This window comes from Burkholderia sp. 10_S31, assembly GCF_056930375.1.
On the sequence record NZ_JBXOWK010000002.1, the window covers coordinates 1,078,830 to 1,098,956 of the forward strand.

Consider the following 20,127-nt stretch of genomic DNA (forward strand, 5'->3'; position numbering starts at 1 on the left):
TCCGTGCCGGTTCCTGAATTCTCCCGATAACGGCAACGATACGTGCGCAGCGGGCGCCCGGCCAGCCGGCGCGGCGCACGCGGCCATCAGGGAAACCGATAGCATCGCGCGCCGCCGACGCTCGGCACCGCTCAGATCCAGCGCGACAGCACCGGCAGCAGGATCGGCACGATGAATGCGGTCAGCACGCCGTTCAGCCCCATGCCGAGCCCGGCGAACGCGCCGGCCTCCTCGCTGACCTGGAACGCGCGCGCGGTGCCGATCCCGTGCGATGCGACGCCGAGCGCGAAACCGCGCACGGCCGGCTCCTCGATGCGCAGCGCGTTCAGGATCCCGCGTGCGCACACGGCGCCGAAGATTCCCGTCGAGATCACCAGCACGGCGGTCAGCGACGGAATCCCGCCGATCTCCTGCGCGACGGCCATCGCGATCGGCGTGGTCGCGGATTTCGGCGCGAGCGACGCGATCGTCTGGTGCGACGCGCCGAACAGCGCGGCGATGCCGACCGCCGATACGATCGCGGTCAGCGAACCCGCCAGCAGCCCGACGAGCAGCGGCACCGCGGTACGCCGCAGCTTCGACCACTGGCGATACAGCGGCAGCGCCAGCGCGACGGTTGCCGGGCCGAGCAGGAAGTGAACGAACTGCGCCCCCTCGAAATACGTCGGATACGGCGTGTGCGTGATCGTCAGCAGCACGACGATCAGCGCGACCGCGATCAGCACCGGGTTCGCGAGCGGGTTGAAGCGCGCGCGTGCATAGACGGCCTGTGCGATCAGGTACGCGATCAGCGTGATCGTCAGGCCGAGCAGCGGGGTCGCGGCGAGATAGACCCAGATCGCGCCGAGTTTCGGGAAAGCCGTCATTGGGTGCCCTCCGCCGTGCCGTCCGCGCGCCGCTGGCGGCGCAGCAACGCGCGCGTGACGAGCGCGGTCACGGCGATCGCGAGCGACGTGCTCACCGCGAGCGCGACGACAACCGCAACCGCATCGCCGCGCACGCGGTCGGCCGACACCATGATGCCGACGCCGGCCGGCACGAACAGCAGCGACAGATGGCGCAGCAGCTCGAGCGCGGTCGGTTCGATCGCGTCGGCCACCTGCGGGCGCAGCATCACGAAGCCGAACAGCAGCAGCATGCCGATCACGGGGCCCGGCACCGGCAGGCCGAACAGATAGGACACCCCTTCCCCGAGACACTGGAAGGTCAGCAAGACCGCGAACGCCTGCAGCATGAACCGCTTCTCCCGAACGTGGCCGCGCTACCGTGCAGCCGGCGGCCGATGGGCCGGCGGCATGCGACGCCGGCGTGGACGATACGCGCGATCGTACCAACAATGGCGGCAGCCGGTCGCGAACGTGCCATCGCACGATCGCGATTCGAGCGGCCGAGCCGGGCGGGCGGTGTCGCGTTTCGTCGCGCCTGTCGTTCGCATGCAAAACGGCGGGCACAAGCCCGCCGCTTCGTCGTTCGCCTTCGAGCGCGTTCGAATGCGACCCGCAGACTTACTTCAGCCGCGTCGCGATTTCGTTCGCCATCGCCTTCATCGCGGCCTTCGTCGGCGCGTCCTCGGCCAGCGCGTTCAACAGACCGAAATCATGAATCGTGCCGTCATAACGCGTGGTCGTTGCATCGACGCCTGCCGCGTCGAGCTTGCGGCCGTACGCTTCGCCTTCGTCGCGCAACACGTCGAACTGCGCGACCTGGATCAGCGCGGGCGGCAATCCCTTCAACTGCGCGGTGGTAGCACGCAGCGGCGACGCGTAGATCTCGTTGCGTTGCGCTTCGTTCTTCGTATAGGCGTCCCAGAACCACTTCATCATCGGCCGTGTCAGGAAGTGCCCCTGCTGAAATGCGTTGTACGAGCCCGTGTTGAAGTTGTGGTCCGTGACCGGCCACAAGAGGCCCTGGAAGCGAATCGCGGGGCCGCCCTTGTCTTTCGCCATCAGCGCCACAACCGCCGCCATGTTCCCGCCGACGCTGTTGCCGACCACCGCGAGGCGGCTGCCGTCGACACCGATTTCCGCACCATGCGCGGCGACCCACTTCGTCGCCGCATAGGCCTGGTTGATCGCGACCGGGTAATGCGCTTCCGGCGACGGCGTGTAGTTCACGAACACCGCGACGGCACCCGACTGCACGACGAGATCGCGCACGAGACGTTCATGCGTCGGGAAGTCGCCGAGAATCCAGCCGCCTCCGTGGAAGAACATGAACACCGGCAACGTTCCCGTCGCGCCCTGCGGGCGGACGATCGTGACCGGCACCGACAAGCCGTCCTGTTCGATCGTGCGGTTCGACACCTCGATACCGGACAAATCGACCTTCGCACCGTTCTGCGCGTCGACCAGCACCTGGCGCGCCTTCGCGGGGCTCAGCGTTTCGAGGCCGGGACCCTTCTGACCGTTCAGCGCGGCGAGGAACCCGCTCGTCGCCGCATCGGGCCGAACGGCTTCGGCACCGGCGGCAAATGCGGCGGACGCGGTGGACAACGCGGCGGCGACGGCGGCGACGACCAACAGCGGCTTGACGATCTTCATGATGCAACTCCTTGGCTTGAACGTTGAATGGCGATGAATGGCTGCGGTGCGTGCGATCAGACGAGCGTCAGCGTGACGTCGATGTTGCCGCGCGTCGCGTTCGAGTACGGGCAGACGATGTGCGCGCGGTCGATCAGCGTTTGCGCGATATCGCGGTCGAGGCCCGGCAGCGATATCTTCAGTTCGACTTCGATGCCGAAGCCGTTCGGGATCGCGCCGATGCCGACGCTGCCTTCGATCGCGGCGTCCGCAGGGATCGCGATCTTGTCGCGGGCCGCGACGAACTTCATCGCGCCGATGAAGCACGCGCTGTAGCCGGCCGCGAACAGTTGCTCGGGGTTCGCGCCGGCACCGCCCGCGCCGCCGAGTTCGCGCGGCGTGGTCAGCTTCAGTTCGAGACCGCTTTCGGGCACCGTGGCACGGCCGTCACGGCCACCCGTGGCTTTTGCATGAGCGCGGTACAGCACTTTTTCGATCGACATGACAGACTCCTTTTCAACGATGAGTGAGTGAAACAGCTTTCCAATCGGGGATCGCGCACTGACGGATTTGCCGCGGCCGTCACGCTTGTTTATCTACTCATAGATAGATAAACATCCCCAAAAAAACGCGGTGGTCAAATCCATCCGCTCCAGTCATCTATCTACCCTCAGATAGATGGCGAATTCCAACAAAAGGCGGCGAACCGCCTGACCGCCTGCCGCGCCCCTCAGGAGCGGGTTTTCCAGACGGCCTCGACATCCTCGAGACGCGCCCGCGTGTGAAACAGCCGACTCGCCAGCACGCTGCCCTGGAACGCCGCGTACAACGTGCGCGCGGCCGTTTCGGGCTTGCCGCTGAACTGCAGCGTGCCTTCCTTCGCACCCTGCGCCAGCAATTCGGCGAGCCAGTTCTCGTTGGCCTTGAAGAACCCCTGCACGGCCTGCCGCACGTTCTCCGGCAACGATTCGATATCGGCCGCCAGCATTCCGCACAGGCAGATCTGGTTGCCGTCGCCGAGCGTTCGGCCGAACAGCTTCGTGTACAGGCTCAACTTCACGTCCGCCGGCAACGCCGGATCGATCGCCCGCATGGCCGCGAGGACGTCGTCGCTGTAAGCCGCTACGGCTTCCAGCACGAGGTCGTCCTTCGACGGGAAGTAGTAGTGGATGCTCGACGTCTTCACGCCCACCAGGTCGGACAGGTCTCGATAGCTGAAGCCGTTGTAACCGCGCAGCATCATCAGCGTGATCGCGTGGTCGAGAATCTGTTCGCGGACGGTCGGTTTCGTTTCCATGGATCGAACTTTATCTACTAGTAGGTAGATAGTCAAGATATTTTTATGGCGCGCGATGACAGCTCGGGCAACCCCAGGTGTCGCCACCGCTTACAACCGGCCTGCAGCCCAAACGGATCAATGCGACACTCGCAGCCGGGCGACGCGACCGCAACGCGATCGCCATCCGAGCATCTGATCGGATCGCACAAGGAGAAAGATCAATGTTTTCGTGGTTTGAACGGCGTTTGCCGACATTCCCGCTCGAGGATCCCGTCACGCCGCCGAAGGGATTCTTCACGTTCGTCTGGGCGTGCACGAAGGGCGCGCGCAGCTGGATCCTGCTGATCGCGCTGACATCGGCCGCGCTCGCCGCGTATGAGGCCGCGCTGTTCGCGATGATGGGGCGCGTGGTCGACTGGCTGTCGTCGGCGACGCCGGCCGACTTCGGCGGCCGCCATTTCGGCACGCTTGCCGGCTTCGCGGCGATCCTCGCGGGCAGCGCGCTGCTGATCGGGCTGCATACGATGGTCAAGCACCAGGTGCTCGCGATCAACTTCCCGATGCGGCTGCGCTGGCTGTTTCACCGGCTGATGCTCGACCAGAGCCTGTCGTTCTACGCGAACGAGTTCGCGGGCCGCGTGACGACCAAGATCATGCAGACCGCGCTCGCGGTGCGCGACGCGCTGTTCATGTCGGTCGACGTCGTGATCGGCGTCGCCGCGTACCTGATCGGCATTCTCGCGCTGGCGGCCAGCTTCGATTGGCGGCTGATGATTCCGCTCGTGCTGTGGGCGCTCGGCTACGGGGCCGCCTGTGCGTTCTTCGTGCCGCGCCTGGGGCGCGTCGGCAGCCAGCAGGCGGACGCCCGCGCGCTGATGACGGGCCGCATCACCGACGCCTATTCGAACATCACGACCGTGAAGCTGTTCTCGCACACGCGCCGGGAAGCCGATCACGCACGGCGCGCGATGGAGGCGTTCAAGGCGACCGGCGATGCGCAGATGCGGCTCGTCAGCGCGTTCGAGATCGTCAACCACCTGCTGTCGACGCTGCTGCTGGTCGGCTCGACCGGCCTCGCGCTCTACCTGTGGATGCACGGCGAGGCGAGCGCGGGCGTGGTCGCAGCCGTGATCGCGATGGCGTTGCGCCTGTCGAGTTATTCGCACTGGATCATGTGGGAGATGACCGAGCTGTTCGAGAACGTCGGCACGATCCAGGACGGCATCAACACGCTGACGAAGGTGCGCAGCGTGACTGACGCGCCCGACGCGAACGCGCTCGCCGTGCAACGCGGCGGCATCGTGTTCGACAACGTGCGTTTCGCGCACGAGGACAACGACACGCCGGTGTTCGACGGGCTGAACCTGACGATCCGGCCGGGCGAGCGGATCGGCCTGATCGGCCGCTCGGGCGCCGGCAAGTCGACGCTCGTGAACCTGCTGCTGCGCTTCTACGACGTCGACGGCGGCGCGGTCCGGATCGACGGGCAGGACATCGCGCACGTGACGCAGGACAGCCTGCGCGCCGCGATCGGGATGGTCACGCAGGATACGTCGCTGCTGCACCGGACAATGCGCGAAAACATCCTGTACGGCCGCCCCGACGCGACCGAGCGCGAGATGCACGATGCGGCCGTGCGCGCTGAAGCGTCCGACTTCATCGACCGGCTGCGCGACCGGCACGGGCGCAGCGGCTACGACGTCGAGGTCGGCGAGCGCGGCGTGAAGCTGTCGGGCGGCCAGCGGCAGCGCGTCGCGATCGCGCGCGTGATGCTCAAGGACGCGCCGATCCTCGTGCTCGACGAGGCGACCAGTGCGCTCGACTCCGAGGTCGAAGTGGCGATCCAGCGCAGCCTCGACAGCCTGATGAGCGGCAAGACGGTGATCGCGATCGCGCACCGACTGTCGACGATCGCGGCGATGGACCGGCTGATCGTGCTCGACGAAGGGCGCATCGTCGAGGAAGGCACGCACGCCGAATTACTGCAGGCAGGTGGCATCTATGCGGCGCTGTGGGCGCACCAGAGCGGCGGGTTCCTCGGCGAGACGGCGGATGCCGAGGGCGCGGCGCAGTAACGGACGCCAAGGTTTCTGGCATTCGCTCGCGCGGATGCCCGACGCTGCTTCTCGTCACGCCGGTTGCTTGCGCAACGATACGGCAGTCGCCTCATAACGATTCGCCCGACTGGAAACCGGCACGCTGGAGGAACTGGAAATTCCTATAGTTATCCCATCCTTTCCAACGACGGATGAAATTGTTCTACATCACGAATCGGCCGGAAAAGCTCCGTTGCGCCCGGAATCGTGAAAATTGCACGACCGAATCGATTCGGAATGCTCGTAGACCGCACCAAGCATCGAACGGCCGGCCTTCGACACCGCGCCAAGCGACTTCGTCGGTCTCCGACACGATGACGCGCGCCGATTCGATCGCAACGCGGCGAATCTCGGCCGAGTCGGCCCGCATGCCCCGCGCGCGATGCACGGCGCGACATTCGACGATTTCATCGCCGGCAACGCCACCATCGCGCCCTCGAATCCGCACCGGCTGGCGATCGGCTGCGCGCGGCGCGCCGAACTCGAGAGCTCAACATTCGACGAGCGCCTTCACGACGGTCTGCCCCGCCTCCAGCAGACGTGGAAACGCGTCCGGCACGTCCTCGAGCCGCATCCGGTGCGTGTTCAGCGCGCGGTCGGGAATGCGCCCGGCGCGCATGGCGTCGAGCACCGTCGCGAAATCCTCGGCCGTGGCATTGCGGCTCGCGAGCAACGTGGTTTCCCGCTTGTGGAATTCGGGATCCGAAAACGCGACGTGCCCGCGCACGATCGAGATCAACGTGTATTTGCCGCCGTGCGCGACGAATTCGAAACCGCGATTCATTGCATCGAGGTTGCCCGTCGCGTCGAACACCGCATCGAAATACTCGCCGTTCGTCAACGACGAGAGGCGCGCCGCGTCGTCCGCCCCCGCCTCCACCGCCGCATCGACAGCGAGATGATGCCGGCAAAACGCCAGACGGTCGGCCCGCGTGTCGAGGCATGTGACGTCGGCGCCGCGCAGCTTCGCGAAGATCATCGTGGCCATGCCGATCGGCCCGGCGCCGACGACCAGCGCCCGCTGCCCGGCACGGACGTCCGCGCGCCGCACCGCGTGCGCGCCGATCGCGAGGAATTCCAGCATCGCCGCCTGGTCGAGCGAAATGCCGTCGGCCTTGTACACGAACCGCGCAGGCACGCTGAGGTATTCGGCCAGCGCGCCGTCGCGATGCACGCCGAGCACCTTGATGTTCACGCAGCAGTTCGTGTTGCCGTGGCGGCATGCCACGCAGTGTCCGCACGACAGATACGGCATCACGTACACCGCGTCTCCGGCGCCGAGCCCCGACCCGGGCTCCGCCTCGACCACGACGGCGGACAGTTCATGACCCATCACGCGCGGATAGTCGAGATATGGCTGGTTGCCGGTGAAGATGTGCAGGTCGGTGCCGCAGATGCCGACGCGTTGGACGCGCAACAATACTTCGCCGCTGCCGCGCACGGGCACGTCGCGCTGCTGCACGCGCAGCACGCCGGGGGATTCGCAAATCACGCTGAGCATGTCGGATTCCTTTCGATCGGGTCATTCGTCGTTGCGCGCGGCGTCGATCCGGTAGAAGCGGCGTGCGTTGCCGCCGAAGACGTCGGCAAGCGCCGCGGAGCCGAGGAACTGCGTGCAGTCGTCCTCGCACGCGGCGAGCCATTCGACGTAGCCGCCGCAGGCCGACGCAACACGCAGCACGGGCCAGTCGCTACCCCACATCAATCGCGTCGGGCCGAACAGCTCGGCCAGTGCACGAACATAAGGCCGCGTGCGCATGCGCACGGTGTCCGCGCCGGCCGACAGCCCGGCCTCGGTCCACAAGCCGGACAGCTTGCAGTGAAGGTTCGGCAGGCTCGCGAGCCGGCGCATCGCCGCTAGCCACGGCTGCAGCTCGCCGCGCTCGATGAACGGCTTCGCGCCGTGATCGATCACGATCGGCAGATCCGGATGGCGTCGCGCGAACGCATACAGCGGATCGAGATGGCGCGGCATCACCAGCGCATCGAAACGCAGCGCATGCTCGAGCATCGCGGCGACCGCGCGATCCAGCAGCGGATCGTCGATCCACGCGTCGTCGGACAGATCCTGCAGCATCGGCCGCAACCCGCGCGCCTTCGGCGCGGACGCAAACGCCGCGATTCGTGCCGGCGCATCGTCGGCCTTCAAGTCGACCCAGCCGACCACGGCGCAGGCTGTCGGGGTTGCGTCCGCGAGATCGAGCAGGAAGCGCGTATCGGCTTCGCTCGGCAGCGATTGCACGAGTACGGTGCCGTCGATGCGTGCCGCGTCGAGCAGCGGCGTCAGATCGGCGGGGCCGAAGTCACGGTGAATCGCATCGAGTTCGGCCGGCGGCCAGCAGCCGGCTCGCGCGCCGATCCGCCAGTAATGCTGATGAGCGTCGATGCGTGCCGTCATGCGTGCGCTCCGGGAACGGGCGCATGCGCCGCGATCAGACCTTCATCGCGCAGCCCATCCCACAGCTCGGCCGGCACCGGACGCTCGAACCATTCGATGTTCTGTTTCAGCTGGGCCACGCCGCGCGCGCCGATCACACACGACACGACCGCCGGATGGCCGAACGGGAACTGCAACGCGGCGGCGGGAAGCGGCACGTCGAAGCGTTTGCACAGCGCGCCGAGCCGCGTCGCCTTGTCGATCACGTCGGCACTCGCGTCCGAATAGTTGAACTTGCCGTTGCCGGCGAGCACGCCGGAGTTGAACACGCCGCCGATCACGATGCCCGTCTGCGCACGGACGCACGCGTCGAGCAGCGGTTCGAGCGCCGTCTGTTCGAGCAGCGTGTAGCGGCCGGCCAGCAGCACGGCATCGAGCGCCGCTTCGTTCAGTGCATCGGCTGCCACTTGCCATTCGTTCACGCCGAGACCGAACGCACCGATCTCGCCGCCCGCACGCAGCGCATCCAGTGCGCGAAAGCCGCCGCCGCGGGTCAGCTGTTCCCAATAGTGCGCGTGGCGATCGCCGTGCGTCATCGCGCCGATGTCGTGCACGTACAGGATGTCGATTCGCGCGAGCCCGAGCCGCTGCCGGCTGTCGTCGTGCGACCGCATGATGCCGTCGTAGCTGTAGTCGTAGACCGGGCGGAACGGCAGCGGCTCGGCCCAGCCGTCGTCGCCCGGGCGCACGCTCGCGTCGGCGCGCATCAACCGCCCGACCTTCGTGCTGAGCGTGAACGCGCCGCGCTCGCGCGGGGCGAGCCCCGCGCCCACGCGCCGCTCGGACAGCGTGTAGCCGTAGTACGGCGCAGTGTCGAAGTAGCGCAGGCCGGCAGCCCAGGCGGCGTCGACGAGCGCGTCGGCATCGGCGGCGGACATCGGACGATAAAGGCCGCCGAGCTGCGAGCAGCCGAGGCCGAGCGCGGACACCGTCAGTCCGCCGCGCGGCAACGCGCGTGTATCGTTTGCGTTCATGAATGGCGACTGGATGCGGAAAGGAAGGTACGACCGGCGATCGCCGCCCGCGCGCGGGCGACTTGCGCGGCCGGTCAGTACAGCACGTTCCTGGCCGCTTCCGAATCGAGGTTCTGCTTGTCGACCATCACGACGCCGGTGTCGATCAGCTTCGGCGCCGACTTGCGTTCGACGACCTCGAGCGCCGTGCGCACGCCCTGGTTCCCCATTTGCCACGAACCCTGCACGGCGATCGCCTGCACCGTACCGTCGCGCACGAAGCCCTGCAGGTCTTCGTTGCCGTCGAACCCGACCGCTACCACCTTGCCTGCCTTGCCCGACTGCTTCAGCGCACGGCCCATCCCGACCGCGGTCGGCTCGTTCGCGCCGAAGATGCCCTTCAGGTCGGGGTGCGCCGACAGCACGTCGGTCGTCTGGTTCAGCGCGGTCGCCATTTGTGATTGCGAGTAGTACGGCCCGACGATCTGCAGCTTCGAATGGCTCGCGATGTACTTGCGGAACCCGCCGACACGGCTGACCTCCGACCCCGCGCCCGGCACGTACGACATGATCGCGATCTTGCCGGACTGCCCGACACGGTCGATCAGCGCCTTGGCGCAAAGCGCACCCGCCTTCTCGTTGTCGGTCGACAGGAACGACTGGTAATACGGCTTGCCGGCGTCCGAAATCGCCGAATCGATCAGCACGACGGGAATGTGCGCTTCCCACGCCTTCTTGATCGCGGGCACGAGCGCATCGGGATCGGACGGCGCGAGCACGATGCCCGCCACATGACGCGTGACCGCGTTGTCGACCATGTTGACCTGCCCGCTGATGTCGGATTCGGCCGCGGGGCCCTGGAACGTCATCGTGTAGCCCTTGGCCCCGTCGAGCGCCGCCTTCGCGCCTTTCTGCACGTTCTGCCAGTAGTTCGAATTGACCGTCTTGACGATCACGGCGATCTCGCCGCCCGCTGCATACGCGCCGCTGTTGCACGCCGCGTACAGGCACGCCGATGCCGCCAGCAGGATGGATTTGTTCATGTCTCGCTCCGCTTCTCGTTGGTAGGGACTGCTTGCTGCCGGTCAGGGCCGGCGATTGCGCAACTGGTCGATCCAGACCGTGCCCAGGATCACGATGCCGATGATGATCTGCTGGATGAAGCTCGATACGCCGTTCATGTTCAGGCCGTTGCGCAGCACGCCGATCACGAACGCGCCGATCGCCGTGCCGGAAATCGTCCCGACGCCGCCCATCAGCGACGTGCCGCCGATGACCGAGCTGGCGATGGCGTCCAGCTCGTACATGACGCCCTCGTTCGGCTGCCCGGTGACGAGCCGCGACATCAGCACGCAGCCGGTCACGCCCGCGAGCGCGCCGGACAACACATAGGTGAAGAGCTTCACGCCCTGTACGTTCACGCCCGACAGCCGCGCGGCTTCCGCGTTCGAGCCGACCGCGTAGATATGGCGGCCGAGCGACGTCCTCGACAGCAGCACGGACACCACCACGAACAGCACGACCATGATCACGACCGGATACGGAATGCCGGGAAATGTCGTGTCGGGGAACCCGTCCGCGCCGATGCGCGAGATGCGCAGCAGCGCGCCGTTGCCCAGCGCGCCGAACGCGTCGCCGAGATCGGATACCGGCCGCGCGCCCGTGATCTGGAGCGCGATGCCCCGCGCGACGAGCATCATGCCGAGCGTCGCGATGAACGGCGGCAGGCCCATGCGCGTCACGCAGATGCCGTTGACGAACCCGCACAGCGCGCCGACCAGGACCCCGGCCGCCATGGCCGCGGGCACCGGCACGCCAGCCTTGACCAGCAGCGCGGCGCAGACGCCGGCCAGCGCGAGCACCGAACCGACCGACAGGTCGATGCCCCCCGTGATGATCACGCAGGTCGCGGCCACGCCCAGGTAGGCGATGGAGGTCACCTGCAGGCCGACGGTCATCAGGTTGTCGACCGAGAAGAACGCCGCGCTCGATACCGAAAACGCGAACACGAGCACGACCAGACTGCCCAGCGCGGCGAACTTCTGGATCAGGTCGCGCCGCCGCTGTCGCGCCGCCCGCTCGTCGGCCGGACTCCGCCCGGATGTCATTTCAAGCATGGGAACGCCCCGACGCATAGTGCATGATCTCCTCCTGACTGGTGTGTTTCGTGTCGAGAAATGCGGTCAATCGACCTTCGTGAAAGACGCCGATCCGGTCGGTCATGCCGAGCAGTTCCGGCAGTTCCGAACTGATCAGCACCACGCCGACGCCGTCGGCGGCGAGCCGGTCCATCAATCCGTAGATCGCGAATTTCGCGCCGACGTCGATGCCGCGCGTCGGCTCGTCGAAGAACAGGATCTTCGAGCCCCGGTAGAGCCATTTGCCGATGACGACCTTCTGCTGGTTGCCGCCGGACAGGTTGCGCACGCGCTGGTGTACCGACGGCGTGCGAATCGCGAGGTCCTGCACGTAGCGGCGCGCCACGTCGAGCTCGTCGTCGAAGCGCAGGAAGCCCAAGCGCGATGCGATGCCGCGCACGTTCGCGAGCGTGAGGTTCGCCGCGACGGGCATCGGCAGCGCGAGCCCCTCCTTCTTGCGGTCCTCCGACAGATACGCGATGCCGTGGTGGATCGCCTCGCGCGGCGAGCGGATCGTCACCGGCCGGCCATGCAGCTCGATCGTGCCGCCGTCCGGGCGGTCCGCGCCGAAGATCGCTCGCGCGACTTCGGTGCGCCCGGCGCCCATCAGCCCGGCGAAGCCCAGGATCTCGCCGCGGCGCAGCGAGAACGACACCGGCCCGAACACGCCGTCGCGGCGCAGCTCCCGCACGTCGAGCAGCACGTCCTCGGACGGCGTCGATTGCCGCGGCGGAAACGCGTCGTCGAGCGTGCGCCCGACCATGCGCGCGACGATGTCGTCGATGCTCACGTCGGCGAAATCGTCCGTCGAGATGTGGCGCCCGTCGCGCAGCACGGTCACGCGATCGACGATCTGCGCCATTTCGTCGAGCCGGTGCGAGATGTATAGAATCGCGACGCCGTCGGCGCGCAGCTCCTCGATGATGCGAAAGAGCTGCACGGTTTCCGATTCCGTCAGCGACGACGTGGGCTCGTCCATGATCAGCACGCGCGCGTCGTGCGACAGCGCCTTCGCGATTTCGACCATCTGCTGCTGCGCGATGGACAGCACGCCGACCTTGGTCGTCGGCGCGACGTTCAGGCCGATCCGCGCGACGCAGCGCGCGGCATCCGCATTGAGGCGCTTCGTGTCGACGAACGGCCCGCGTCGCGGCTCCCGCGCGAGATACAGGTTCTCCGCCACGCTCAGGTGCGGCACGAGATTGAGTTCCTGATGGATGATCGCGATGCCGGCCGCCTGCGCTTCGGATGCCGAACGAAACCGCACCGGAGCGCCGCAATAATGCACGACGCCCTCGTCGGGCAGGTACTGGCCGCTGATGATCTTCATCAGCGTGGATTTGCCTGCGCCGTTTTCGCCGCAGACCGCATGCACCTCGCCGCGGCGCAGGTCAAGACGAATCCCGTCGAGCGCGAGGACGCCCGGGAAGCGCTTGCGAATTCCCTCCAGGCGCAGGATCTCCCGGTCCGCTTCGACCTGTGCGGCCTGACCGGGCAGATTGCGAGGCATTGCCATTGCGTCTATATGAACGCGTCCCGTTTGCAACAGCTTTCTTGCGTTTCTGACAGACAGGATGGGCTGCGTCTCTATATCCGGCCTTATTGCAGCCGGTCCTGCCGCTGCGGGCCCCTATGAAATCCGCTGACTCACACCTCATTCTCCTAACGAGCTCGAAGCTCGTTACGCAATTCAGGTTTAGTGAGTCCCGGTCCTACCTGGCTTGTCATCACACTCGATTGCTGTGCAACCTTTCGACGTTCACCCTGTGTTAAACGTTGATCTTCTACCGTGCGTAAACCGTTCAGGCCGGTTTCATGCTCACGTAGTCCTTCCGGTACGGCCGATCATGCGCGAGCACCGCCCAGATCGTCCGCGCCATCTTGTTGGCCAGCGCGACGATCACGACATTCGTTGGTCGCCGCTTCTTCATCTGTTCGACCCACGGACCGGGTTCCTTCGCATGCGTCAATACCGCACGCGCACCGTGAATCAGCAGCGTGCGCAGATACATGTCGCCTCTCTTGCTGATCCCGTGCAGGTTCACCTTGCCGCCTGAGCCGGTCTGCTTTGGCACCAGGCCCGCCCACGCGGCAAACTCACGTCCCGACCGGAATGCCTTCGGGTCACCCATCATTGCCACCGCGGCAGTTGCCGTCAGCAACCCCACACCGGGAATCTCGCTAATCATCTTCACGGCCCGGTCTTCCTTCTTCCATTCGCGCATCCGGCGCTCGATCTCGGTTATCTGCTCGTCCAGCTTTGCCAACCCGTTCCACTGCTCGCGCAACGTATCGATCAGCGCCGCCGGCAGGCGCTCGGCGATGCGGCTAAGTACGGCTGGTATTTCCTTGTCCAGCTTCGCCCGTCCCTTGCTCATCACCTCGCCGTATTCCGTCAGTAACCCGCGCAGCCCGTTGCTCTGCATCGTCCGAAACTTCACCAACTGCTCGCGCATCCGGTGCAGCGCCAACATCGCCTGCTGCATCTCGGTCTTCACCGCCACCGGCTTGCCCGGCTGCTGCACCGCCAGCCAGATCGCCCGCGCGTCTGCCGCGTCGTTCTTGTTGCGGATGTTGAACGCCTTCACGAACTCCGCCGGCATCAGCCTGACCTCGTGACCCATCCGCGTCAGTTCTCGCGCCCAGTGGTGCGCACCGCCGCATGCTTCCATTCCGATCAGGCACCATGCACGGTGCGCGAAGTGCTCGAGAAACTTCGCCCGCTTGATCGGCTTGTTCACGATCTCTCCGGTTTCCCGGTCAACGTAATGCACCTGGAAAACCTGCTTGGCGATGTCGACGCCCATTGCGATACTGTTCATCGTGGATCCTCCGGTTGCCGGGAAATGCGTGCATTTTCCACCTGGGCACTTCGATGCCGTTGGCCCGCGAGGATCCACCTCCTGCTTCTGCTCTCACGTTCACGGGTGGGACGCGTTCATTTCAATTCTCCTTGCGAAGGGCCGACGTCGATTCCGTCTGGTCAGTCCAATTCAGAAGAAACCCATCGATTCACCCATCATTGGTCAAGCCAATTTATATATTCACATCCGATCTTACCAATGGTGAAAACCCGGACATCTGCATGGACAGGCTGCCGTCCGAGGCGATACGGCGCCCGTGATAGACTCGACCACGCGCGCCTGCGCGGAAAGCGTATTGACAAAGATCCATCGAATGAAATCGACAGAACCAAAGCGGCTTTACCAATCGGTCGCGGCCCAGATCGTCGCGTTGATTCGTCAGGGCGAATTCGTCGTCGGCGAGCGCCTGCCGCCCGAGCGCGAACTGGCGCTGACGCTCGGCGTCTCGCGCCCGTCGCTGCGCGAAGCGTTGATCGCACTGGAAATCGGCGGCCAGATCGAGATCCGGATGGGCTCCGGCGTCTATGTCCGCGATACGGCGGCCGACGATGTCGGCCCGATGGCCACGCTGGGCGACAGTCCGTCGGAACTGATGCAGGCGCGCGCGGCCATCGAAGGCAGCGTCGCCGCGCTGGCCGCGGCGCGGATGACGGCCGCGATGCTCGACCGGCTGCGCCGCACGGTCCAGCGCATGAAGCGGCTCGCGGAGGCCGGCAAATCGCCCGTCGAGGCCGATCGGCAGTTCCACATGCTGATTGCGGAAGCCGCCGGTAATTCGGTGCTGACCCGCTTCGTCGGCGAACTGTTCGACAGCCGCCACGACCCGATCGCGGCGGCCATGCGCGGACACGCCGAGAATCCGCAGACCTGGACTGCCGCCGTGCAGGAGCACGAGGACGTGCTCCACGCGTTGCAGGCCGGCGACCCGATCGCGGCCCAGACGGCCATCCGCGCCCATCTGCGCGCGTCCGAAGCGCGATGGATCGACGGCGGCCTGAAATCCGACCCGGATTGACCCGCACACGGCTGCCTGCACGCGTTCGCGCCCTTTGCAGCGCGTCACACGGCACCGTGTGTAAACCCGATCTCAAAAATTAAATCAAATCCCCTATAATGGGATTTATATAATTTATTTCACGTTTATAAGCGGACTACAATCTGAATTGTCCCGCATTTCGGATTTTTATTTCATTCTCCTTGCAGCCGCCCGTTGCCATCCGCGACGCAACGCCTGCAGGTGACGCGGCCAGCGGCAGGCGCCGGCCAACGCGTCCACCCGACGTTTTATTTCTGGATATGATCGTCGGCACCGATCGGGTTGCACGATCCCGGCCGGGAGACGACAGACGGACCGCGCGTTGCGCAACCGTGCTGCTCGCGCCCGGGCAGCATGAGCCGGCTTCGGCTGGCATCGAATTTGAGAAGAGACGCACTGGCCATACCATGAACCTGCACGCTGAAACACTGCGCTTCTCGGATGTGTTCCTCCATTCCCAGGCGATCGTGAACTGGTCGCAGCACTACGACCAGATCAGTCCCGGCACCGCCACGACCACGCTGCGCCAGGTCGCCGGCCAGCGCTTTCACGTCTTTCGCGAACGCATCAACCAGCGCGTGATGCAGCACGGCCTGGCGCCGCGCGACCGCCTCTGCTTCGCGTTGCCGATCGCCAGTACCGTCGCGCCGGTGGTGCAGGGGCGCACCGTCGAGCGTCCGAGCCTGCTGACCTTGCGCGGCGGCGAGGAGTTCGTCGCGCATCTTCCGTGCGACACCGAAGTGCTCGCCTTCACGATCGATCGCACGCTCACGGCCGATCGCGGGCTCGACGAACTCGCGAACCTGCCGGCGCGCATCCTGAAGCAGCCGGTGCTCCCGATCTCGCCGGCGCGCTACGGCAATGCGCTGGACGGCCTCGAGCGCGTGCTCTGCCAGGCGCTCGACAGCGGCTCGCTCACGACTCGCGATGCGTTCGACGAACGCGTGCTCGCGCATAGCGTCGTCGGCATCCTGCTCGACCTCGTGCAGTCCGACGACCCGGATGCCGGTGCGCTGCCGTCGGCATCGACGCAAAGCTACATCGTTCGCCGCAGCCAGGAAATCGCGCTGGAAAGCGACGACGTACCGACCGTCATCGATCTCTGCCATCACCTTCGCATCAGCCGCCGCACGCTGCAATACAGCTTCCAGAACGTCGTCGGCACCACGCCGACGGCCTACCTGCGCTCGATCCGGCTGAACGCCGTCCGACGCTTCCTGATGACGACACCCGAAACGATGCGGATCGGCGATGCGGCAGCGCAATTCGGCTTTTGCCACTTCGGACGCTTTTCCTCCTACTACCAGCAACATTTCCACGAGCTACCGTCGCACACGCCCCGCCTGAGCTGAGGCCGCGCCTATGCGGCGCCCCGCATCCGGGTAATCCCCTGCCGCCCGATGCATGCGGATTGCCGATAGCGGACAACGTCCGGTATTTCGGCACCGTAAATTTTGTCGTCGGCTCGCTCGCGCGCTGCGCGCGCCTCACCGGGCGGCCGTCGAAGCGCATACCTGTGTCGCCGGCAAACGGCAGCCATCGCTGCCGGATCGTCAGGATCGGCCCGCGACGCAGGGACTTTGATCAGGCATGCCGCGGTCGATTCCTGACGGACGACCCGGTCAGCGGGACTACTCATGAACGAACTGTCATCCCGGTCCGAAGCGGGGCTCAGCAAAAACGCCGTCGGACTTTCACACATCGTCTTCTTCGTCGTCGCCGCGGCCGCGCCGCTCACCGCGATGGTCGGCGCAACGCCCGCCGCGTTCTCGCTCGGCAACGGTCCCGGCGTGCCCGGCGTATTCGTGCTGGCGGGCATCATGTACCTGATCTTCAGCATCGGCTACGCGGCGATGAGCCGGCACATCTCCAATGCGGGCGCCTTCTACGCGTATATCGCGAACGGGCTCGGACGTCCCGCCGGCGTGGGCGGCGCGTTCGTCGCGATCGTCGCGTACAACGCGGTACAGATCGCGATCTACTGCATGTTCGGCTTCTTCCTGAACGACAGCATCCAGCGGCACTACGGCGTCGACGTGCCGTGGTGGGCGTTCGCGCTCGCCTGCGTCGCCGCGGTCCACTTCTGCGGCGCGCGACGCATCGAGTTCAGCGGCCGGCTGCTCGGCATGCTGATGATCGGCGAGATCGCGATCGTGATGCTGCTCGATCTCGCGATCGTCGCGCACGGCGCGAGCGCCGGCGGCTTCAGCGCGAAGCCGTTCAGCCCCGCGATGGTGTTTGCCCCCGGGCTCGGCACCGCGCTCGTGTTCGTCCTCGGCTCGTACATGGGCTTCGAGGCAACGGCCATCTTCTCCGAGGAGGCCCGCGACCCGAAGCGCACGATCCCGCGCGCCACGTACCTGGCCGTGATCCTCATCATGGTGTTCTACGCGCTGTCGTCGTGGGCGATCGTCGAGGCGTGGGGCGAGGGCCAGATTGCCGCGCAGGCGGCCCGCGATCCGGCCAATCTGTGGTTTGCGGTGAGCGGCCGGCTGCTCGGCGGCATCGCGACGGACGCGATGAACGTGCTGCTCGTCACGAGCCTCTTCGCGGCCATCCTGTCGTTCCACAACACGATCACGCGCTATTTCTACGCGATGGGCCGTGAACGCGTGCTGTGGCGCAAGCTCGGCCATACGTGCCCCGTGCATCGCTGCCCCGACGTCGCCGGCAAAGTGCAGACGCTGATCGCACTCGCGGCCATCGTCGGCTCGGCCGCCTTCCGCCTCGATCCGTTCGCCGTCGTGTTCTCGTGGATGAGCGCGCTGGCCACGATCGGCATCATTGCGGTGCAGATCCTCGTGGCAGCCTCGGTCATCGCGTTCTTCGCGCGCGACCATCGGGATGCGAGCGTGGTGCACCGCCTGATCGCGCCGCTCGTCAGCGTGATCGCACTCGGCGCGTGCCTCGTGCTGGTCGTGCGCAACCTGTCCGTGCTGAGCGGATCGGATTCGACCTTCGTCGCGATGTTTCCGTATTTCCTGCTCGCGATCGGCGCGCTCGGTATCCGTGCCGCATTGCGATTGAAGCGCAGCGATCCCGACCTGTATCGCGAGCTCGGACGCGCCACGCCGTAACCTCCGCCTGGCCGGTGCCGCACACGGCACCGGCATCGCCTTGCCCCACCCCTGACACTGTCTCGCCGTCGGCGTGCGATCCATCGCGTCGGCACTGCCCCTGCGCGGGTATTCCCTATCCCGGTCGTGCGGCAACGATTGCCGATAGCGGACAAGGCCGGCCATTTCATCGACATACAGTGGATCCGACGTTGAAGCCGTGCCGTGGCAGCCCTCATCGCCTCGACCGGCACGGCCCGACGACTCGCCCCTGTGAAATACGGACACCATGATGAAAATTCAGAACCTGATCGGCGGCCGGCATTGCGACGCATCTGCCGGCCGCACCTTCGAAAAGCTGGCGCCGGCGACCGGCGACTACGTCGCCGCCGTGCCGGCGTCGAGCGCCGAAGACGTCGACCGTGCCGTGCGTGCCGCACACGATGCGCTGCACGACGACGCATGGGCACGCGCGGGCGGCTCGGCCCGGGCGCGCTGGCTGCTTCGGCTGGCCGACCTGATCGAGCGCGACCGTGACACGCTGGCGGAATGCCTGGCCGTCGAACAAGGACGTCCGCTTGCCGAAATGCGCATGATGGACATCCCGATGAGCATCGACACGCTGCGCTACTTCGCCGGCTGGGCCGACAAGCTCGAGGGCCGCACGATTCCGACCGACGGCTTCATGGGCCGCCCGACACTGAACTACACGCGGCGTGCGCCGGTCGGCGTCGCCGGGCAGATCATCCCGTGGAATGCGCCGCTCATGATCGCCGTGTGGAAACTCGCACCGGCGCTCGCGGCCGGCTGCCCGGTGGTCATCAAACCGTCGGAGGACACGCCGCTTGCCCTGTCCCGGCTCGGCGAACTCGTTTGCGAAGCCGGCCTTCCCGCCGGGGTCGTCAACATCGTCCACGGCGTCGGTTCGGAAGTCGGCGCCGCGCTGGTCGCGCACCCGCTCGTAAGCAAGATCAGTTTCACGGGCAGCACCGAAGTCGGCCGTGCGATCGCCGCCGAAGCGGCCAGGACCTTCAAGCGCGTCACGCTCGAGCTCGGCGGCAAGGCAGCGCAAATCGTCTTCGCGGATGCCGATCTCGACCGCGCCATTCCGTCGCTGATGGCCGGCATGTTCGCGAATCAGGGGCAGACGTGCGCGGCCGGCTCGCGCGTGCTCGCGCACCGCTCGATCGCGCACGCGCTCGAAGAACGCCTCGCAGACGCCGCCCGCGCGATCCGCGTCGGCCCGCCGTCGGAACCCGGCGTGCAGATGGGCGCGCTCATCAACCCGCGTCACCTCGCACGCGTGCGAGCGCACGTCGACAGCGCGCTCGCCGAAGGCGCGGTCATGCTCGCGGGCGACGAACAGGTGCCGCCGCGCGGCTGCTTCATGCGCCCGACGATTCTGGGCGGCGTGCATCCGGACATGCGGATCGCCCGCGACGAAGTGTTCGGCCCGGTCGGCATGGTCATGCCGTTCGACACCGAGGACGAAGCCGTTCGCATCGCCAACGACACGCCGTTCGGCCTGTCCGCGTCGGTCTGGACGCAGGACATCGGCACCGCGCACCGTGTCGCCGAGCGGCTCGACGTCGGCGCGGTCGCCATCAATGCATGGAGCCCGATCGACGCGCGCCTGCCGTGGGGCGGCACCAAGCAGAGCGGGATCGGACGCGACCTGTCGAAGGCCGCGCTCGACTCGTACCTCGAGGAAAAGATCATCAGCGCAGCCCTGTGATCCCGCGGCGCACG

At 66.4% G+C, this 20,127-nt stretch carries 17 protein-coding genes; 5 read left to right on the top strand and 12 right to left on the bottom strand.

Features of this window, described 5'->3' with window-relative positions:
• Positions 1 to 131: 131 nt before the first annotated feature.
• From AC1Z3W_RS19380 to AC1Z3W_RS19400, 5 genes are all read right to left on the bottom strand, one after another.
• Positions 132 to 866 (bottom strand): LrgB family protein, encoded by a 735-nt coding sequence (locus AC1Z3W_RS19380; RefSeq protein ID WP_057929113.1) that lies wholly within the window; start codon positions 864 to 866, stop codon positions 132 to 134.
• The gene (locus AC1Z3W_RS19385) at positions 863 to 1,234 is read right to left on the bottom strand and encodes a CidA/LrgA family protein (RefSeq protein WP_057929114.1); all 372 of its coding nucleotides are present in this window, start codon (positions 1,232 to 1,234) and stop codon (positions 863 to 865) included. The genes AC1Z3W_RS19380 and AC1Z3W_RS19385 overlap by 4 nt, the downstream gene beginning before the upstream one ends.
• A 271-nt stretch (positions 1,235 to 1,505) precedes the next feature.
• Positions 1,506 to 2,540, bottom strand: coding sequence for an alpha/beta hydrolase (locus AC1Z3W_RS19390; protein WP_483508275.1), 1,035 nt, complete (start codon positions 2,538 to 2,540; stop codon positions 1,506 to 1,508).
• Between the two features lie 56 nt (positions 2,541 to 2,596).
• Entirely contained in the window at positions 2,597 to 3,022 is a 426-nt protein-coding gene (locus AC1Z3W_RS19395; protein ID WP_057929116.1) for an organic hydroperoxide resistance protein, read from the bottom strand.
• 227 nt (positions 3,023 to 3,249) lie between these two features.
• Positions 3,250 to 3,816, bottom strand: a complete 567-nt coding sequence (locus AC1Z3W_RS19400; protein WP_057929117.1) for a TetR/AcrR family transcriptional regulator — start codon at positions 3,814 to 3,816, stop codon at positions 3,250 to 3,252.
• A 203-nt stretch (positions 3,817 to 4,019) separates the two neighbouring features.
• Here AC1Z3W_RS19400 and AC1Z3W_RS19405 point away from each other — a divergent pair, with 203 nt between their 5' ends.
• Positions 4,020 to 5,873 carry an ABC transporter ATP-binding protein gene (locus tag AC1Z3W_RS19405; protein WP_124834989.1) on the top strand — a complete coding sequence of 618 codons (1,854 nt, stop codon included), beginning with the start codon at positions 4,020 to 4,022 and terminating at the stop codon, positions 5,871 to 5,873.
• Between the two features lie 511 nt (positions 5,874 to 6,384).
• On the opposite strand, the gene AC1Z3W_RS19410 is transcribed toward AC1Z3W_RS19405, so the two are convergent.
• From AC1Z3W_RS19410 to AC1Z3W_RS19440, 7 genes are all read right to left on the bottom strand, one after another.
• Positions 6,385 to 7,395 (bottom strand): zinc-binding alcohol dehydrogenase family protein, encoded by a 1,011-nt coding sequence (locus AC1Z3W_RS19410; protein WP_175826998.1) that lies wholly within the window; start codon positions 7,393 to 7,395, stop codon positions 6,385 to 6,387.
• Between the two features lie 21 nt (positions 7,396 to 7,416).
• Positions 7,417 to 8,292 (bottom strand): amidohydrolase family protein, encoded by an 876-nt coding sequence (locus AC1Z3W_RS19415; protein ID WP_057929120.1) that lies wholly within the window; start codon positions 8,290 to 8,292, stop codon positions 7,417 to 7,419.
• Positions 8,289 to 9,305, bottom strand: coding sequence for an aldo/keto reductase (locus AC1Z3W_RS19420; protein WP_483508276.1), 1,017 nt, complete (start codon positions 9,303 to 9,305; stop codon positions 8,289 to 8,291). Before AC1Z3W_RS19420 ends, AC1Z3W_RS19415 begins: the two co-directional genes overlap by 4 nt.
• A 74-nt stretch (positions 9,306 to 9,379) precedes the next feature.
• Positions 9,380 to 10,327 carry an ABC transporter substrate-binding protein gene (locus AC1Z3W_RS19425; protein ID WP_057929122.1) on the bottom strand — a complete coding sequence of 316 codons (948 nt, stop codon included), beginning with the start codon at positions 10,325 to 10,327 and terminating at the stop codon, positions 9,380 to 9,382.
• A 42-nt stretch (positions 10,328 to 10,369) separates the two neighbouring features.
• Entirely contained in the window at positions 10,370 to 11,401 is a 1,032-nt protein-coding gene (locus AC1Z3W_RS19430; RefSeq protein WP_483508277.1) for an ABC transporter permease, read from the bottom strand.
• Positions 11,394 to 12,938, bottom strand: coding sequence for a sugar ABC transporter ATP-binding protein (locus AC1Z3W_RS19435; protein ID WP_483508278.1), 1,545 nt, complete (start codon positions 12,936 to 12,938; stop codon positions 11,394 to 11,396). The genes AC1Z3W_RS19430 and AC1Z3W_RS19435 overlap by 8 nt, the downstream gene beginning before the upstream one ends.
• Positions 12,939 to 13,224: 286 nt before the next feature.
• A complete protein-coding gene (locus AC1Z3W_RS19440; RefSeq protein ID WP_483508279.1) occupies positions 13,225 to 14,244 on the bottom strand; it encodes an IS110 family RNA-guided transposase in 1,020 nt (339 codons plus the stop codon).
• Between the two features lie 355 nt (positions 14,245 to 14,599).
• Here AC1Z3W_RS19440 and AC1Z3W_RS19445 point away from each other — a divergent pair, with 355 nt between their 5' ends.
• From AC1Z3W_RS19445 to AC1Z3W_RS19460, 4 genes are all read left to right on the top strand, one after another.
• Positions 14,600 to 15,301, top strand: coding sequence for a FadR/GntR family transcriptional regulator (locus AC1Z3W_RS19445; RefSeq protein ID WP_124834775.1), 702 nt, complete (start codon positions 14,600 to 14,602; stop codon positions 15,299 to 15,301).
• A gap of 428 nt (positions 15,302 to 15,729) precedes the next feature.
• Positions 15,730 to 16,674 (top strand): helix-turn-helix domain-containing protein, encoded by a 945-nt coding sequence (locus AC1Z3W_RS19450; RefSeq protein ID WP_057928804.1) that lies wholly within the window; start codon positions 15,730 to 15,732, stop codon positions 16,672 to 16,674.
• A 285-nt stretch (positions 16,675 to 16,959) separates the two neighbouring features.
• Positions 16,960 to 18,399 carry an APC family permease gene (locus AC1Z3W_RS19455; RefSeq protein WP_057928803.1) on the top strand — a complete coding sequence of 480 codons (1,440 nt, stop codon included), beginning with the start codon at positions 16,960 to 16,962 and terminating at the stop codon, positions 18,397 to 18,399.
• Between the two features lie 268 nt (positions 18,400 to 18,667).
• Entirely contained in the window at positions 18,668 to 20,113 is a 1,446-nt protein-coding gene (locus tag AC1Z3W_RS19460; RefSeq protein ID WP_175826808.1) for an aldehyde dehydrogenase family protein, read from the top strand.
• Positions 20,114 to 20,127 lie beyond the last annotated feature (14 nt).

Coding starts and splice junctions, on each gene's coding strand:
- AC1Z3W_RS19385 (WP_057929114.1), bottom strand. CDS start 1,234: ATGCTGCAGGCGTTCGCGGTCTTGCTGACCTTCCAGTGTCTCGGGGAA.
- AC1Z3W_RS19455 (WP_057928803.1), top strand. CDS start 16,960: ATGAACGAACTGTCATCCCGGTCCGAAGCGGGGCTCAGCAAAAACGCC.
- AC1Z3W_RS19400 (WP_057929117.1), bottom strand. CDS start 3,816: ATGGAAACGAAACCGACCGTCCGCGAACAGATTCTCGACCACGCGATC.
- AC1Z3W_RS19380 (WP_057929113.1), bottom strand. CDS start 866: ATGACGGCTTTCCCGAAACTCGGCGCGATCTGGGTCTATCTCGCCGCG.
- AC1Z3W_RS19395 (WP_057929116.1), bottom strand. CDS start 3,022: ATGTCGATCGAAAAAGTGCTGTACCGCGCTCATGCAAAAGCCACGGGT.
- AC1Z3W_RS19450 (WP_057928804.1), top strand. CDS start 15,730: ATGAACCTGCACGCTGAAACACTGCGCTTCTCGGATGTGTTCCTCCAT.
- AC1Z3W_RS19390 (WP_483508275.1), bottom strand. CDS start 2,540: ATGAAGATCGTCAAGCCGCTGTTGGTCGTCGCCGCCGTCGCCGCCGCG.
- AC1Z3W_RS19415 (WP_057929120.1), bottom strand. CDS start 8,292: ATGACGGCACGCATCGACGCTCATCAGCATTACTGGCGGATCGGCGCG.
- AC1Z3W_RS19420 (WP_483508276.1), bottom strand. CDS start 9,305: ATGAACGCAAACGATACACGCGCGTTGCCGCGCGGCGGACTGACGGTG.
- AC1Z3W_RS19435 (WP_483508278.1), bottom strand. CDS start 12,938: ATGGCAATGCCTCGCAATCTGCCCGGTCAGGCCGCACAGGTCGAAGCG.
- AC1Z3W_RS19425 (WP_057929122.1), bottom strand. CDS start 10,327: ATGAACAAATCCATCCTGCTGGCGGCATCGGCGTGCCTGTACGCGGCG.
- AC1Z3W_RS19445 (WP_124834775.1), top strand. CDS start 14,600: ATGAAATCGACAGAACCAAAGCGGCTTTACCAATCGGTCGCGGCCCAG.
- AC1Z3W_RS19460 (WP_175826808.1), top strand. CDS start 18,668: ATGATGAAAATTCAGAACCTGATCGGCGGCCGGCATTGCGACGCATCT.
- AC1Z3W_RS19410 (WP_175826998.1), bottom strand. CDS start 7,395: ATGCTCAGCGTGATTTGCGAATCCCCCGGCGTGCTGCGCGTGCAGCAG.
- AC1Z3W_RS19430 (WP_483508277.1), bottom strand. CDS start 11,401: ATGCTTGAAATGACATCCGGGCGGAGTCCGGCCGACGAGCGGGCGGCG.
- AC1Z3W_RS19405 (WP_124834989.1), top strand. CDS start 4,020: ATGTTTTCGTGGTTTGAACGGCGTTTGCCGACATTCCCGCTCGAGGAT.
- AC1Z3W_RS19440 (WP_483508279.1), bottom strand. CDS start 14,244: ATGAACAGTATCGCAATGGGCGTCGACATCGCCAAGCAGGTTTTCCAG.